The 16,041-nt window shown below is 57.3% G+C and carries 17 protein-coding genes; 13 read left to right on the top strand and 4 right to left on the bottom strand.

Annotated features, from left to right (window positions below; genetic code table 11):
• The first annotated feature begins 172 nt into the window (after positions 1-172).
• Complete coding sequence (locus HFD87_RS21515) at positions 173-1,447, top strand: multidrug efflux MFS transporter (protein ID WP_167423918.1); 1,275 nt, start codon at positions 173-175, stop codon at positions 1,445-1,447.
• Here the strand turns inward: HFD87_RS21515 and HFD87_RS21510 are convergent.
• Positions 1,329-4,466, bottom strand: coding sequence for a beta-galactosidase (locus tag HFD87_RS21510; protein WP_167423917.1), 3,138 nt, complete (start codon positions 4,464-4,466; stop codon positions 1,329-1,331). The genes HFD87_RS21515 and HFD87_RS21510 overlap by 119 nt on opposite strands.
• Positions 4,467-4,719: 253 nt before the next feature.
• Here HFD87_RS21510 and HFD87_RS21505 point away from each other — a divergent pair, with 253 nt between their 5' ends.
• The 4 genes from HFD87_RS21505 to HFD87_RS21490 all read left to right on the top strand — a co-directional run bounded on the left by HFD87_RS21505 (position 4,720) and on the right by HFD87_RS21490 (position 7,469).
• Positions 4,720-4,863, top strand: coding sequence for a hypothetical protein (locus tag HFD87_RS21505; protein ID WP_164480391.1), 144 nt, complete (start codon positions 4,720-4,722; stop codon positions 4,861-4,863).
• A 204-nt stretch (positions 4,864-5,067) separates the two neighbouring features.
• The gene (iraP, locus tag HFD87_RS21500) at positions 5,068-5,319 is read left to right on the top strand and encodes an anti-adapter protein IraP (RefSeq protein ID WP_010671173.1); all 252 of its coding nucleotides are present in this window, start codon (positions 5,068-5,070) and stop codon (positions 5,317-5,319) included.
• 115 nt (positions 5,320-5,434) lie between these two features.
• Entirely contained in the window at positions 5,435-5,737 is a 303-nt protein-coding gene (locus tag HFD87_RS21495; protein ID WP_010255256.1) for a PsiF family protein, read from the top strand.
• A gap of 205 nt (positions 5,738-5,942) precedes the next feature.
• On the top strand, positions 5,943-7,469 hold the full coding sequence (locus HFD87_RS21490) for an FAD-dependent oxidoreductase (RefSeq protein ID WP_167423916.1): 1,527 nt from the start codon (positions 5,943-5,945) through the stop codon (positions 7,467-7,469).
• A 67-nt stretch (positions 7,470-7,536) separates the two neighbouring features.
• Here the strand turns inward: HFD87_RS21490 and proC are convergent, their stop codons facing one another.
• Positions 7,537-8,349, bottom strand: coding sequence for a pyrroline-5-carboxylate reductase (gene proC, locus HFD87_RS21485; RefSeq protein WP_010255263.1), 813 nt, complete (start codon positions 8,347-8,349; stop codon positions 7,537-7,539).
• 168 nt (positions 8,350-8,517) lie between these two features.
• On the opposite strand from proC, the gene HFD87_RS21480 reads away from it, so the two are divergent.
• Positions 8,518-8,967, top strand: coding sequence for a YaiI/YqxD family protein (locus HFD87_RS21480; protein WP_010255266.1), 450 nt, complete (start codon positions 8,518-8,520; stop codon positions 8,965-8,967).
• Between the two features lie 2 nt (positions 8,968-8,969).
• Here HFD87_RS21480 and HFD87_RS21475 read toward each other — a convergent pair whose 3' ends face one another.
• Positions 8,970-9,686, bottom strand: a complete 717-nt coding sequence (locus HFD87_RS21475) for a DUF2076 domain-containing protein (protein WP_010671175.1) — start codon at positions 9,684-9,686, stop codon at positions 8,970-8,972.
• Between the two features lie 315 nt (positions 9,687-10,001).
• On the opposite strand from HFD87_RS21475, the gene aroL reads away from it, so the two are divergent.
• From aroL to ppnP, 7 genes are all read left to right on the top strand, one after another.
• A complete protein-coding gene (gene aroL / locus HFD87_RS21470) occupies positions 10,002-10,526 on the top strand; it encodes a shikimate kinase AroL (protein WP_010255270.1) in 525 nt (174 codons plus the stop codon).
• A gap of 111 nt (positions 10,527-10,637) precedes the next feature.
• On the top strand, positions 10,638-10,829 hold the full coding sequence (locus HFD87_RS21465) for a YaiA family protein (protein WP_010255272.1): 192 nt from the start codon (positions 10,638-10,640) through the stop codon (positions 10,827-10,829).
• A 349-nt stretch (positions 10,830-11,178) separates the two neighbouring features.
• Positions 11,179-11,931 carry an IclR family transcriptional regulator gene (locus HFD87_RS21460; protein WP_010255274.1) on the top strand — a complete coding sequence of 251 codons (753 nt, stop codon included), beginning with the start codon at positions 11,179-11,181 and terminating at the stop codon, positions 11,929-11,931.
• 288 nt (positions 11,932-12,219) lie between these two features.
• Positions 12,220-13,779 (top strand): OPT/YSL family transporter, encoded by a 1,560-nt coding sequence (locus HFD87_RS21455; RefSeq protein WP_163850668.1) that lies wholly within the window; start codon positions 12,220-12,222, stop codon positions 13,777-13,779.
• Between the two features lie 10 nt (positions 13,780-13,789).
• Positions 13,790-14,722, top strand: coding sequence for a DUF1177 domain-containing protein (locus HFD87_RS21450; protein ID WP_010671177.1), 933 nt, complete (start codon positions 13,790-13,792; stop codon positions 14,720-14,722).
• A gap of 1 nt (position 14,723) precedes the next feature.
• Positions 14,724-15,404 carry an AroM family protein gene (locus HFD87_RS21445; protein WP_010255292.1) on the top strand — a complete coding sequence of 227 codons (681 nt, stop codon included), beginning with the start codon at positions 14,724-14,726 and terminating at the stop codon, positions 15,402-15,404.
• A 95-nt stretch (positions 15,405-15,499) separates the two neighbouring features.
• Entirely contained in the window at positions 15,500-15,790 is a 291-nt protein-coding gene (gene ppnP / locus HFD87_RS21440) for a pyrimidine/purine nucleoside phosphorylase (RefSeq protein ID WP_009091800.1), read from the top strand.
• Positions 15,791-15,802: 12 nt separating this feature from the next.
• On the opposite strand, the gene HFD87_RS22850 is transcribed toward ppnP, so the two are convergent.
• On the bottom strand, positions 15,803-16,041 hold a 239-nt coding region (locus HFD87_RS22850; protein ID WP_207713122.1), incomplete at its 5' end, for a hypothetical protein.

Raw genomic sequence — 16,041 nt, 5'->3', positions numbered from 1 at the left:
ACCATCGTCCGCGTGCTTCGCGCTAAAAACCCGGCGGGCTGGAAAATTTGCGCCGGTGATTGCGCTGAATCAAAGAGGAATCCGGTCTTTTGCCATTTGTGCCATGTTTTGTCGGTCACGCTGAGAATAGCCGCGTTAGACTGAGCATTCCCTCTCTTTAAAATATCTGCTCATGCCACGCACTATAGAACCCTGGAAGATAAACCTGATCTCGGTCTGGTTTGGCTGCTTTTTTACCGGCCTGGCCATCAGTCAGATCATCCCGTTTCTGCCGCTCTACCTTGAGCAGCTTGGCGTAACCGGTGGCGAATCACTGAGCCTCTGGTCGGGTCTTACCTTCAGTATCACCTTTGTGGTTTCGGCGGTCGTAGCCCCGCTGTGGGGCAGTCTTGCCGATCGCAAAGGCCGTAAGCTGATGCTGCTGCGCGCCGCTTTTGGCATGGGCGTGGTAATTCTGCTACAGGCTTTTGTCACCGAAGCCTGGCAGTTGCTGCTGCTGCGTGCCCTGATGGGGCTGACCTCCGGATATATTCCCAACGCCATGGCGTTGGTGGCCGCTCAGGTGCCGCGTGAACGCAGCGGCTGGGCGCTGAGCTGTGTCTCAACCGGCCAGATTGGCGGGGTGATTCTGGGACCGATGCTGGGCGGGCTGCTGGCAGACTGGGTCGGTTTGCGTACGGTGTTTATTGTCACCGCAGCGCTGCTGATGGTCAGCTTTCTGGTGACGCTGTTCCTGATCAAGGAGACCGGTTACACCCCGGTGAGTAAAAAGGAGAAGCTCAGCGGACGCGAGGTTTTCCGCTCGCTGGATAATCCAAAACTGATGCTCTGCCTCTTTTTCACCACCATGGTGATTCAGATGTGCAACGGATCGGTGAACCCGATCCTGACGCTCTTTGTGCGGGAACTGGCACCCACCGCTGAGAATATCGCTTTTCTTAGCGGGGTCATTGCCGCGCTGCCTGGCGTCTCTGCACTGCTGGCCGCGCCTCGTCTGGGACGACTCGGCGATCGCATCGGCACGCAACGTATCCTGCTGGCAACGATGGTCATCTCGCTGCTGCTGTTTATCGCCATGTCGTTTGTCACCAGCACGACACAGCTGGGGGTATTACGTTTTCTGCTGGGCTTTGCCGATGGCGCGATGATGCCCGCGGTGCAGACGCTGCTGGTGCGTCACTCGCGTGACAACATCACCGGCCGGATCTTCGGCTACAACCAGTCCTTTATGTATCTCGGCAATGTCGCGGGTCCGCTGCTGGGCGCCGCGGTGTCGGCGGTGGCCGGTTTCCGCTGGGTCTTTTTTGCCACCGCCGTGGTCGTGCTGATTAACGTGCTGTTTCTGAAGCGCTTTTACCGGCGTCCGAAGACAGCGCTGCCCGCGTCGGCTGGCAAATTGTCAGTTCAGCCTGCCAGCGCTGCTGAGTCAGTAAAAACTCAGGACTGACGCTGGGGCTCCAGGAGTCATCGCCGCCGACACCCATGTGGCAGGCATCCAGATGCAGCCAGCAGCCCGCTTCCGGACGCAGATGGTGGCGGTGTGATGCCTCCCGCAACTGCTCCAGGCTAAAACGGCTCAGTGAGAAAGCGAAATCGCCGCTGACCTGCCAGCTGCCGCTGTCGAGCTGACGGGTGCCGCAGCGCAGACCGTTCTCACCCGGGAAAACATAAGGCGTTGAGAGCTGATCCAGCGGCAGCTCCCAGCGGGAAAACTGCGCGGCCAGCTGGCGATCGGGATAGTTTTCATGCGGACCCAGGCCGAGCCAGCTCACCTGTTGTGGTATCTGCGTCAGCTCACAGCGTAATCCGATGCGCGCGGGCGGGGGCAATCCGCGCGACTGCTCAACGGAAAGCTGCAACTGCAATTCACCCTGCGCATTGATCAGATAACGTTTACGGCTGATAAAGGCGATCTGGCCATGGGCGAGCCAGCTGTGCAGCGTCTCAATCTGCACCGCCTGTGGCAACGCATTCGCCGTCATCGACACCAGCTGGCTGCTCATCTGGTCATAACCCGCTGCTTTCCAGCGCTCGACCCAGGCATTGGGATCAACGCGTTCCGCTTCGCTGGTGCCGATGTCATTGTCCAGTGGGGCGCGAATAAAGCAGTCCTGAAGCGGTGAAAGCAGTGTGGGCTGTTCATCCACAAACCACTGCGTCAGTTCGCCGCTGTGGCGTGAAAAATGCCAGCGTTGCTGCTGATGGGTGATGACAATCTCACGGGTATCATCGTGCAGGCCCGGTGCGTGGCCGCTCTCCGGCTTTGATGGCAGCGCCAGCGATGAGGGCAGCGCCCATTGGTGCCAGGCGACACGCCAGCCAGCGGCGCTCCATTGGGTCGGTTGAATCTGATGAACCGCGACGTTCAGCCAGCATTCGCCCTGTAATGCTGGCGGTGACGGCAGCGTGATCCGCTGCTGGCCCTGTGGAGCGATATCCAGCGGCACTTCTCCTTCCGCCACCACACGACCCGCCTGTTCGATGCGCCAGCGCAGCACTTCGTTGTCACTGTGGCGGAACAGATAGTCGCTGCTGACCGTAAAGCTCAGCGGATCGCCGGGATCGACGGCAAACTGCCAGAACTGCTGGGCGCACTGCGCCTCATAAAGCGCCGGATGCGGCGTGCGATCGGCAAATACCAGCCCGTTCATACAGAACTGACGATCGTTGGGTTTATCGCCAAAATCGCCGCCGTAGGCCTGCCAGGGTTCGCCCTGATCGTCATAGCGGGTCAGGCTCTGATCAACCCAGTCCCAGACGAAGCCGCCCTGCAGACGCGGGAACTGGCGGAAGGCCTGCCAGTACTTAGCAAAACCGCCAAAGCTGTTGCCCATGGCATGCGCGTACTCACACAGAATCAGCGGACGCGTCTCACCCGGCAGACCGATCCACTTTTTCAGCGACCATTTCGGCACCGCCGGGAAGGGCTGATCTTCATCAACCCTGGCATACATCGGGCAGATGATATCGGTAGCAGCGGTATCCGCACCGCCGCCTTCATACTGAACCGGACGGGTTGGATCGCTGCTTTTTACCCAGCGGTAGAGCGCATCGTGTGTGGCACCATGTCCTGACTCATTGCCCAGCGACCAGATAATAATGCTGCAGTGATTACGATCGCGCTGCACCATGCGCGTCACGCGTTCGCTATAGGCGGCAAACCAGCGGGGATCATCGGAGAGCCGGTTCATCGGCTGCATGCCGTGGGTTTCGATATTGGCCTCATCCACCACATAAAGCCCATACTGATCGCACAACCGGTACCAGAGCGGATGATTAGGATAGTGTGAACAGCGCACCGCATTAAAATTGTGCTGCTTCATCAGCTCGATGTCGCGGCGCATCGTCGCCTCATCCACCACCTGACCGCGCTCCGGATGATGTTCATGACGGTTGGTGCCGCGGATCAGCAGCGGCTTGCCGTTCAGACAGAGCAGTCCGTTGTCGATGGTGACCTGACGGAAGCCGACATCATAGGCTTCCACCTCGATCAGCTGCTGATTCTCATCCAGCAGCGCCAGCGTGGCGCGATAGAGGTGGGGTGTTTCGGCACTCCACAGCGCAGGCTGTTCCACCGGCAGGCTGAGCAGGGCGCGTTCGGGATAGTGACCCCGCTCGTCAATAATGGCACTGCCCAGCGGCTGCTGACACTGAGCAATCTGCTGTTCACCCTGCCACAGCGTCAGGCGCAGCTGATAGCGCGAACTGACCTCAGCTGGCAGAGCAACACGGACCCGGGCACGCAATTCGGCACGGTAAAACTCCGGGCTGAGCCGGGTTTCCAGCTGAACGTCGGCCAGATGCACCTGCGGTTTATGCATTAACGTGACATCGCGGAAAATGCCGCTCATCCGCCACATATCCTGATCTTCCAGATAACTGCCGTCGCTCCAGCGCAGCACCATTACTGCCAGTCGGTTTTTGCCCGGCCGCAGATAAGGCGTCAGATCGAATTCAGCGGGCAGACGACTGTCCTGAGAGTAGCCAATCCAGTGTCCGTTGCACCACAGGTGAAAGGCCGAGTTTACGCCGTCAAAAATGATGCGTGTCTGCCCATTATCCAGCCAGGCTGCGTCAGCGCTGAATGTGAGCGAGTAACATCCGGTTGGATTCTCTGTGGGTACCAGCGGAGGAGTAACCGGAATCGGATACTGCACGTTGGTATAAATGGGCGCATCGAAGCCGTGCATCTGCCAGTTGGCCGGAACCGGAAGGGTCGTGGTGTCCGGCAGATCCTGCAGTAACCAGCTGGCCGGGACCGCTTCAGGCTGCGTAAAATAACGGAAACCCCACTCTCCGTTGAGGCTCTGCAGTGACGCCGAGGGGCTGTCATCCCGCGCGGCTACTTCATCTCGCCAGCTGGCGAATGGCGGGTGCGCATCAAGCCGATGCAGCGAGGTCACGACCGGATTTTCCCAGTCGCGCCGGGAGAGGATGTCACTAAAAGCAGCCTGAGAGAGAGTCATGTTTATATCCTGTAAATGTAATGCGCTCACAATGCGCAAAATTACGCCGCCTGTAAAGTGTTCACCCTCCCGATTTGCACAAATAATTTGCACTGTAATCCAGCCGGGATGTTGAGATTGTGCCGCCTTAATGGTGGTAAATCGTTAAGTCTGGTCAGCAAAGATGAATAGTCGCCGGATGCGGAAGAATCTCACTTGTCGCCATGCAGGTGGCTCCATACACTCAGCCCGATTTCATCACCCTGAGGTAGATATGGTACGAATCTTTAAGCTGGCTGCCGTTGTGGCATTGGTTACTGCATTAAGCGGATGTATTTTCCCGCCTCCAGGCGGCGGTGGCGGTGGCTGGGGCGGACACGGCGGCGGACCAGGCCGCGGATTTGTCGATCCTCGCTAAGCAAAAGACCGATTTCGGGCGGGCGAAACGTTTAACCATAGCGTTGATTGCAGGGAAAACGTTTCGCTTGCAAGGTTAGCCGAAATCGTCTGAGCAGACGGTGAGGAATGCGGGCTAACTCACTGAAAAAAGTAGCGGTTACCCTCTGTTTTTTTAACCAGCGTGGTGATAATTTCAGCTTTTCTCCACCGCTGAGATAACAGCATGAAAAACCTGATTGCTGAGTTGCTGGTAAAGCTGGCTGAAAAAGAGGCGACAGCCAAAGAGCAGATGGCGCAAATCGAAGCGCTGGAGATTGTTGTTACCGCGCTGGTTCGCAAGCTGGAGCCGCAACAACATCTGGCTATAACCACCAGTATTGAAACCGCAATAGACAATGTGGCCGATGCCGAAGATGAAAATGCGCAACTGCTGCGCAATTACATCGAAAAGTTACTCAGACATCCTCGTCAGTAACAATCCCAGTGCCAGACTGGAATGGGATCTTCACATCACTTTGACCTGAAACATTTTCCGCTTTGCTTATTCGCTGCCAGAATAACAAAGGACAATCCACTGTGGAGATAACAAGATGAAAGTCGGTTTAATGGCGATGATGATGGCGGGCCTGCTGGTCAGTGGACTGGCCGGTGCGGCGGAAAAGACCCCGCAGCAGGAGAAGATGACGATGTGTAACCAGCATGCTAAATCACAGGATCTTAAAGGGGATGCGCGCAAAACCTTTATGAGTGAATGCCTGAAAAAGGACAGCAAGCTGTCGCAGATGTCACCGCAGCAGATGAAAATGAAAAGCTGTAACGGCGAAGCTGGTGATAAAAAACTGGCGGGCGATGCGCGTAAAACCTTTATGAGCCAGTGCCTGAAAAAAAGCTGATTATCCCCACGGCCACGCAGGTGGCCACTTCTCCTTCCCGCGCAATGCTGATTAAATTCCCTTCTATAACAGCATGTTAACCTTCTGATAAGCATTCATCGCCAGGCTTCCCGGTTCTTTTGCCACACTTACTGTTTGTGGGGATTTGCGCAGCACTCTGTTTTGCCGCGCAGCACAAGACAAGAACCGTTAAAGGAGCCATGTCGTGAACTATCAATTTACCGTCGACCTGAACGATCTGCCCCAGCGCCAGCCGGTTAAAAAAACGCTCGGCGAGGTGGAAGTGTTGCTGATCCGCGAAGGCGACAATGTACGTGCTTATCAGGCGAAATGCCCGCACGCAGGCGCGCCGCTGGAGCAGGGCGCGATTTGCGGCGATCGGCTGGTCTGTCCTTGGCACAAAGCCGCGTTTAATCTGGCCAGTGGAAAAATGTGTGAACCGCTGGCGTTAGCCGATCTCAAACAGTATCCGCTGCGCATTGAAGAGGGCCGGGTGCTGGTGAATCCGAAAGCGATGTCCGCCGCGGCGCCGATTGGCAGTGGGGCAGAAGCACCGGTCTATGTGGTGCTCGGTGGTGGGGCGGCGGGCAGCGCGGCGCTGTGGCGTCTGCGCCATGAAGGCTTCAAAGGCCGCGTGATTCTGGTTGAGCGGGAAGCGGATGCGCCTTACGACCGCACCGCGCTGACCAAATTTGTGCCGTCGGGCAAAATGGATATCAGCGAGGTGCCGCAGCTGCTGAAAGCGGATGTGATGGATCACGTTGAACGACTTCAGGCTACCGTGAGCCGCCTGGATGCCCAGCAGCAACGGCTGATCTTTGAGGATGGCGAGACGCTCGCCTTCGACAAACTGCTGATAGCCAGCGGCGCGACGCCAGTCCGCCCCGATTTGCCGGGCAGCGATCTCGATGGGGTCCATCTGCTGCGCAGCAAAGCGCAGACCGATGAGCTGCTTCAGGCGGTGGATGCCAGCCATAAAATCGTGATTATCGGCAACAGTTTTATCGGCACCGAACTGGCGTCGGCGCTGCGTAATCGTGACATTGACGTGACGGTAATCGCCCGACAGGCGTTGCCCTTTGCTAAACAGTTTGGCGATCAGATTGGCCGCTATTTCTATCAGCTGCATGAGCAGAACGGCGTGAAGTGGGTGCAGGGCGAGATCGAAGCCTTACAGGGCGACCAGCGGGTGAGTGGCGTGCAGCTCAAGGGCGGACGGTTGCTGGACGCGACGGTGGTGCTGTTTGCCACCGGGGTTAAACCGGCTACCGACTTTATCCACGATCTCCCGCTGGCAGAGGATGGCAGCCTGCAGGCGGATGAGCAGTTGCGGGTCGCTGACAATATCTGGGTGGCGGGAGATATCGCCACGTATCCGTCGGCGCAGGGGCCGCTGCGCATTGAACACTATCGCGTCGCGCATCAGCAGGGACAAACCGCCGCATGGAATATGCTGGACCAGACCGTCGCGTTTGATCGTGTGCCGTTCTTCTGGACTACGCAGTATGGCACCCGTTATGAGTATCTGGGCCATGCCAAAGAATGGGATTCATTCCAGCTGCTCGGCTCGCTGGAGGATAAAAAGTTTATGGCGTTTTATGGCCAGCAGGGGAGGCTGGCGGCAATCTGCTCATGCGGCATGTATACGCTGACCGCTGAGCTGGTGGAGCGGATGCAGCAGCCGATGACGTTTGCCGACGCGGTGGCGCTCTGTCAGGAACAGATCCGTTAATATCTGTTAAGCTGGAGGCAAGGCGGGCCAGCGTGCGGGGCCGCCTTGCACATCCTTTGTTGAGCGGTTAGCTGCGGCTCAGTTTCTCTGACTTCGCCATGCACTGCAGCATCGCTTCCATCACCGCCGAGCGCATGCCTTTCTCTTCCAGCACTTTCACCGCTTCGATGGTGGTGCCGCCCGGAGAGCAGACCATATCTTTGAGTTCAGCCGGATGTTTTCCGGTGGTCAGCACCATCTGCGCCGCCCCTTTCACCGCCTGTGCAGCAAACTGATAGGCCTGAGCGCGTGGCATGCCGCCCAGTACGGCCGCATCGGCCATCGCTTCGATAAACATAAACACGTAGGCCGGCGCAGAACCGCTGACGCCGACCACGGAGTGAATCAGATATTCATCCACCACGGCCGCTTTGCCGAAGCTCTCAAAAATCGCTATCACCTCGTCGATTTCCGCCTGCTCAACCAGCACGTTGGGCGTGACCGAGGTCATGCCTTCGCTGACCAGCGAGGGAGTATTCGGCATCGCACGGACAATTTTACGATCGTAACCCAGCACCGATGAGAGCGAATCGAGCGTCACCCCAGCCGCAATCGACACCACCAGCGCCTCTTTTTTCAGGCTGCCTGTCAGCTCTTTTAAGACTTTCAGAATGACATTGGGTTTGACCGCGCCGAACAGGATGTCCACTTCACGCGCCAGCGCTTCAGCGCTCTCTGCTGCGTTGATGCCATACTGCTCTGCCATCGCCTGGTTGGTCTCTGCTTTGCGATCGTAAACGAAGATATCAGACGGGGCGATTTTGCCGCTGTTGACCAGTCCGCCGATAATGGCTTTCGCCATATTTCCCCCGCCGATAAACCCGATTTTCTTTGCCAGCATCGCCATCTCCTTAGGACATTATTCGTTTTTCTCAGTGAGCTAGCTTACTTCAGCCAGCCTGAATAACAAGTCAGCCGGGCGCAGGCTGGAAAGCACGCCGCAAATAAAATTTGCCATTTAAGGGGAACCCGGCAAGATCTTACTCTTCTCTGACTGTAAGGAATCATGATGTTTATCTGGGTCGATGCCGATGCCTGTCCGAATGTAATCAAAGAGGTGCTCTACCGCGCAGCCGACCGCACCGCAACTACCATCACTTTTGTGGCGAACCAGTTTCTGCGTGTGCCGCCCTCACCGTATCTGCGCACCCTGCAGGTGCCTGCCGGATTTGATGTGGCGGACAATGAGATCGTCAGACGTTGTCAGCCAGGCGATCTGGTGATCACCGCCGATATCCCGCTGGCAGCAGAGGTGATTGAGAAGGGTGCGGCGGCGCTGAATCCGCGCGGCGAGCGTTACTCACCGGCGACGATACGTGAACGCCTGACGATGCGGGATTTTATGGATACCCTGCGGTCAAGTGGGGTGCAGACCGGCGGCCCCGCGGCGATGAGTCCGCGTGACCGCCAGCAGTTTGCAAATGAGCTGGATAGCTGGCTCACCCAGCAGAAACGCTGAAGTTAAACGAAGCTGTCGTCGTCGTAATCGTTGCCGCCAAAATCATTGAGATCGCTGTTGTCGGCATAATTACTGTCCCAGCCCGTATTCTGGTCGAGGAAGGCGTTGTCGTTACCGCCGTTAAAGGTATCGGCATTGTCATCGCCACCGTTGAAGGTGTTGAGATTGTCATTCACATCGGGCAGGGGTGGCTCATTGATGATGTTCACAATCTCTTCCGGCTGTGAATGGTGGAACATGCTGGTCAGCATATCGGCCATCACCACACCGCCCGCCACACCCACAGCTGTCTGCAGTGCGCCGCCGAGGAAACCGGTGCCGCGTGGTGCAGGCGCTTGTGCAGGCGCATATTGCGGCTGAGCCGGTTGCTGTGGCGCACTGTTCCACGGTGACGATTGCTGTTGCTGCTGCACAGGCGGCTGCTGACGCGAACCGCTGCCAAACAGCCCGGACAGAAAGCCGCCGCTGCTCTGTGCAGGTTGCTGCTGCTGTTGCTGGGCCAGCTGGCTTTCCAGCGCCGATACTTTCTCATTGAGTTTTTTCAGCGCCGCTTCCTGAATCAGGATCGCCTGTGCCATGTAGTAAGGCGCGCCCGGCTGCGCCTGCAGATGCTGGTTAATCAGTTGTTCGGCAGCGGCATCGCGTGCCACGGTCTGGCTTTCAGCCTGTTTCAGACGGCTGAACAGCCCTTCGATCAGTTGTTGTTCTTCGCGTTGCATGATGACTCTCCTGTGGCGATTGTTACCAGTATATGTGGGCGCCAGCGTGAAAAGTAAAATCGGGGCAGTAAGCAAATATTGCCGACGCATTTTAGCCGCTCTTTTGCGGAGTTTTTATCGCTCTGTTACGGCCCTGATGCACAAAACGTGCATGCATTTCCCCTTGAAAACACAAAGATTGTCGCTGTTCAGGGGACGAAAATGCGTAAATCGTGCCTGACAGGTAGAGGCCATAATAATTTCCAGTTATTATGCGTCGCATTAATAAGCTCACCATGCAGCCGCATCGCGCGGTCAGGCGGAGGAACGGCCCTGATGTCACTACCCATCTTTTTGATTGGCGCTCGCGGTTGCGGCAAAACCACGGTCGGCGAGGCGTTGTCGCGGGCGCTGGGCTACGCCTTTACGGATACCGATCACCATCTGCAACTCAGCACGCAGCGGAGCGTGACGGAGATTGTGGCGGAGGAAGGCTGGGAAGGTTTCCGCGCCCGTGAAACGGAATCGCTTAAAGCGGTGACGGCACCCGGAACCGTCATTGCCACCGGCGGCGGCATGATTCTGGCTGAAGAGAACTGTCGTTTTATGCAGGAGCAGGGCCAGGTGATCTGGCTTAGCGCGTCCCCCGAGGTGCTGGCAGAGCGGCTGGAAAGTGAACCTGAAGCGGCCCAGCGTCCGACCTTAACCGGCCGTCCGATTGCTGATGAGATGAGTGATGTGCTGCGTGAACGTGCGCATCTCTATCAGGCTGCGGCCCATCATCAGGTGAATGCGATGCAATCGCCCGAGTGCGTGGTAGAGGAAATTCTGCTGTCACTCTCTCTGGCGCGCGCCAGCTAACCCTCAGATTTTTCCCGCTTTGATCCCGCTTCAGACGGCATTGTCTATACTTATCCTATGACAGGCAGCGGCCTGTCCTGTGGAATGTTATTCAGACAAGAGGGACACAGTATGCCGACCAGACCACCGTATCCACGTGAAGCGAAAGTTGTGCCTGTTGAAAAGGGCACTGAAGGTAATAAAGTAACCTCTTACGAATTGCGTGCTGATCATCCCAAACCGAATTCATTAATCAGTGAGCACGAAACGGAAGAAGAAGCGCGTGACGCTAAAGCGCGCTACGAAGACGTTGAAAAAGAGTAAAGCTTCACTGCTGGCAGGGACGCCAGCCTGTTACACCGGATAACTGCTTATTACTGACCCGCCTGACGCTGTGCCTGAACCACGCCTCTTTTTACTCCTACCTGCAGTCGATCGGGTTATTTAAGAAGCGAAATTGACGCAGATTTACTGTCGAATGCTCTCTGCGTATGCTTCTGTTCTGCACTCTCCTTGTCTCACCAGATAAAGCCCCGCTAATCATTTTTATCCCCTTATTTTCTCTGCTGCCGATCTCTGTGTGAGTCAAATTGTCGCTTGACCGATTCAGCGCCACGCTTTATTTTCATCAAACCAACAGAGGAACTTAGTTCCATATAGTGGAACACGTAACATGACCACACTTGAAAATGCTGCCGCCGTACTTCGATTGTTTCAGCACAAAGGTGTGACGCAGGGGCATGTTGGTCTCTCATTCAGTGAGGTGGTTGAGGCGTTAAACCTGCCAAAAAGCACCGTTTCGCGTCTGCTGGCCACCATGGAAAGTCAGGGGCTGCTGGAGCGGAATGCGGATACGCGCGGTTATCACATTGGTCGCGTATTGCTGGCTGCCGCCGGACATTATCTTTCGGCACCGCTGGTTGACAGCGTTTCAGCGGCGATGGTCAGGCTGGCTGCGAAGACCGGCTGCATGGGTTACGTGTCGAAGCTCGACGGGCGGGAAGTATTAGTGATGCGTATGTTTCATGGGCGTCACTTTACGCAGATGGTCACGCCGCCGGGCAGTCGGATGCCGGCTGCCGCGACCTCAACCGGCCGGGCGCTGTTAGCGCAGTTAAGTGATGAAGAGGTGCTGGCGCGCTTCCATGATCAATGGCAGGTCGCATCAGCGAACTCGCCGCAAAGTCCTGAGGCACTCTGTGCCAGACTGGCTGAGATCCGCCAGCAGGGCTGGTCACTGGCCCGAAATGAATCGCTGCCAGGCATCAGCTCGCTGTCAGTTATTGTTCATAACAAACATCATGGCGAAACGGTGGCACTCTGCCTGTCGTTTCCGTCTATGGAGTCTGAACCGGGTTTCCCCTCAGAGCTCCTTGAAGCATTACGCGCAACGGCCACAGAGATGACCGAAAAATATGGCGCGTAACTTCACACCGTTTTTATCGGCGTAGTACTTTCGCCACACCAGGGAAAACAAAGGCCTTCGGGCCTTTTTCTTTCAATCTGATCGCCACGCTTTACGCAGCACCCCGGTTGCCTGTGTCCGTCTCTCATTGCCTCCTGTATCGGTTCAGCATGCGGAGGGACGACCATCTGCAGTGGCTGTTGCAATCTCTGTGCGCATCAGAGCAGTGAAACTGATAACCGGCTTAAACCGGCCAGCGGGCGGGTAGACGTTATTTCATTTCTTCTGGACAAGGACTGGCGGGGACGTATGGAACGGGTAAATCCGATTAAACACGTTGGCGTGGCACTGGTTTTAATTCTTCTCTCCATTGCGGGTGCCATTATTGGCATTCAGCTGATTACCACCATTGGCGTAACGCCTAACACCTCTATTATCGGCGCGCTGTTTGCTATGCTGCTGGCGCGTATTCCGCTGCAGGCATTTCGCCGTTATCGTTCAATTGAAATCCAGAACCTGGCGCAGACCGCTATCTCTTCAGCCACCTTTGGGGCGGCGAACAGTCTGTTGATGCCGATTGCCGTGCCCTGGGCGCTGGGTGAACCGCAACTGGTCCTGCCGCTGTTCTGTGGCGTCAGCGCCGCGATGCTGCTGGATGCCTGGCTGCTCTATCGGCTGTTTGATACCCGCGTCTTTCCGGCCAGTAATGCCTGGCCACCGGGCGTTGCAGCAGCGGAAGCGATCAAAGCGGGTGATAAAGGCGGACGCCAGGCGTGGCTGCTGGTGCTGGGCATCGTGGGTGGCGTCGTCGGTGCCATGCTGAAGATCCCGATGTCTGCCTTCGGCACCGCGTTTATCGGCAATATCTGGGCGCTGTCGATGCTTGGCATCGGTTTTCTGCTGCGTGCCTATGCGCAGCCGGTGGCCGGTATTGATATTAATGCGCTCTATATTCCGCATGGCGTGATGGTCGGTGCCGGTCTGGTGGCGCTGATTCAGGTCGTGATGGTGATCCGCAGCCGCAAAAATGATGCGCTGGTGGTGAGCCGCAATGGCAATGAGGTGCAGCGGGCGCTGGGTTTCGGCAGCGTGGGTTATATCGTGATTTCGGCGCTGCTGGCGCTGGCGGGCGGCCTGTGGAGTGAGATGGGCATCGCGATGCTGCTGCTGTTTGTTCTTTATGCCGCGTTTGCTGCTTTCGCCCATGAACTGATTGTCGGCATTGCCGCTATGCACTCCGGCTGGTTCCCGGCCTTTGCCGTGGCGCTGATTACGCTGATTATCGGCATTCTGATCGGCTTCCCACCGCTGGCGCTCTGCCTGCTGTGCGGCTTTACCGCCGCCACCGGTCCGGCGTTCGCCGATATGGGTTATGACCTGAAGGCAGGCTTTATCCTGCGCGGCAACGGTGCCGATCTGCAGCAGGAGCTCTGGGGACGTCGTATTCAGCTCATCGCAGCTATGATCGCCTTTGTTGTGTCGATTCCGCTGGTCTGGTACGCCCATACCTTCTTCTTTGCTGACAACCTGCTGCCGCCTGTAGCGCGGGTGTATGCCAAAACCATTCAGGCGGGTGCTGAGCCAGGTATCGCCGGTAATCTGCTGATGTGGGCGATTCCGGGTGCGATTATTCAGTTGATCGGCGGGCCGAAACGCCAGCTGGGCGTGCTGCTCGCCACCGGTTTATTAATTAATAACGCCATGGCGGGCTGGGCAGTAGTGGTGGGGATCGCCTTACGCATCGTAATCATCCGGATCTGGGGCGATCGGGGCCGGTCGCCTATGGAGGTGATGGCGGCAGGCTTTATTGCCGGTGATGCCCTCTACAGCTTCTTTCATTCGCTGTTTGCCAGCAGCAGCAAGAAATAAAGGATAAAGCATGAGTTTGCAGCAGACCCTGGCGGTTTTTGAGTTACTGGATAGCGCCCACATTGACGGACAGCAGGTGGTGGATCTCTTCGCGGCGTATCCTGATGTTGATGCCCGCTTTACCCGTGTCTCCGGTCCCAAAGGCCGCACCGATTTTGTGCGCATTGATATTCCGGGGACGCAGGGCAAATCAGGCGGCGGCAGTGCACCGACGCTGGGGATTATTGGTCGCCTTGGTGGCATCGGCGCTCGTCCTGGTCGTATCGGCATGGTGTCAGATGCGGATGGCGCGATCGCGGCCGTTGCCAGCGCGCTTAAACTGGCGCAGATGCAGAGCAAAGGCGACAGGCTCGATGGCGACGTCATCATTACCACCCATATCTGCCCGGATGCGCCAACGCGGCCGCATCTGCCGGTCGATTTCATGGACTCGCCGATTGACGATGTCACCATGAATGATAATGAAGTGGTGGCGGGTGTGGATGCAATTCTGTCAATCGACACCACCAAAGGTAACCGCATTATCAACCACAAAGGCTTTGCCCTGTCGCCGACGGTGAAAGAGGGCTACATCCTGCGGGTTTCGGAGGATCTGCTGCGCATCATGGAGATGACCAGCGGCCGTCCGGCGGTGACCTTTCCCATCACCACGCAGGATATTACGCCTTACGGCAATGGGGTTTATCACCTCAACAGCATTCTGCAACCTTCTACCGCCACGGATGTGCCGGTGGTGGGGGTGGCGATCACTGCCGAGTCGGTGGTGCCGGGCTGCGGAACCGGCGCCAGCCATGAAGTGGACATTGCGGCAGCGGCGAAGTTTGCCATTGAGGTGGCCAAGGAGTTTGGTCGTGGAACCTGTCACTTCTACGACGCCGAAGAGTATGCGCGGCTGATTTCACTCTATGGCAGCCTGGCGCATCTGCGTCACCGGAATCACTAAGATGACGAAACCACTGGTAACGCTGACTATCGGCCAGTCTCCGCGCAGCGATATTCTGCCGCTGCTGCGGCAGCATCTGCCGGATGCGCTGACCGATCACGCCGGTTTACTGGATGGACTCAGCGCGGCAGAGATTGCCGCACGCTTCGCGCCAGCAGCGGGCGACCGGGTTCTGGTGTCGCGGCTGCAGAGTGGTGAACAGGTGCGGCTGGCGGCCTCGAAAGTGGAGCAGGGATTGCAGCGCAAAATCAGTGCGCTGGAGCAGGCGGGCTATGCGACCATTCTGCTGCTCTGCACCGGTGAATTCAGCCGGCTCCGCACCCAGCGTGCGCTACTGCTGGAGCCGGATCGCCTGATTCCACCGCTCATCTGCGCCATGGTGCAGCAGCAGCAGCGGGTCGGCATTGTCGTGCCGGTTGAGGAGCAGATTGTTGAGCAGGCAGGTAAATGGCAGCAACTGCCTGCGCAGCCCTGCTTTGCGGTCGCCAGTCCCTATCAGGGCGATCAGGCAACCTTCGCCGATGCCGCAAACAGTCTGAAAGCGCAGGGCGCAGCGCTGGTGGTGCTCGACTGTATGGGGTATCACCAGCAGCATCGGATAGGGTTACAGCAGCGGCTGGGCGTACCGGTTCTGCTCTCTAATCAGCTGGTGGCGCGCCTGGCGGCGGAGTTGCTTCCCTGAGTGAAGAGATCACAAACGGCCATCATTTCGCGTGACAGATCAGCGGGTTCCCTTCTACACTGCCAGACACACAACATGTGCTCTGGAGAACTATTATGCTCAACGTAAGTGAGTATTTTGACGGAAAAGTTAAGTCTATCGGTTTTGACAGTGCGAGCACCGGACGTGCCAGCGTGGGCGTAATGGCTGAAGGCGAATACACATTCGGTACCGGCCAGCCGGAGGAGATGACCGTGGTCAGCGGCTCGCTTAAGGTATTACTGCCAGGTGAAACCGAGTGGAAATGGTTTGAAGCGGGTTCGGTGTTCAACGTGCCGGGTCACAGCGAATTTCATCTGCAGGTTGGCGAGCCGAGTTCCTATCTCTGCCGTTACCTGAAAGATTAAAAACATGGCCGCTTAGCGGTAATGCTGGTCAGTTAAGATTAGATTTGTAAAGGCTGCCACGGTCAAACGTGGCAGCTTTTTTTCCGGGCGAGCCAGCCGCAGTGCGGGCCAGCGCACCTCTGCTGCTGCCGGGCCGTCCTCGCGCCGCTCACGCGGTTCCTTCGGCTTTGACGTCGTGCCGACGAACCGTTCGGGGATCGGCCCTCCCTGGCCGGCCCCGAACTGTCCACGCTTCCCGGCGTGGACTTCTG

The organism is Pantoea sp. EKM21T, from assembly GCF_011800405.1.
GTDB lineage: Bacteria > Pseudomonadota > Gammaproteobacteria > Enterobacterales > Enterobacteriaceae > Pantoea > Pantoea agglomerans.
Note: the sequence above shows the minus strand (reverse complement) of the source record. Positions and strands in the feature narration are given on the sequence as shown.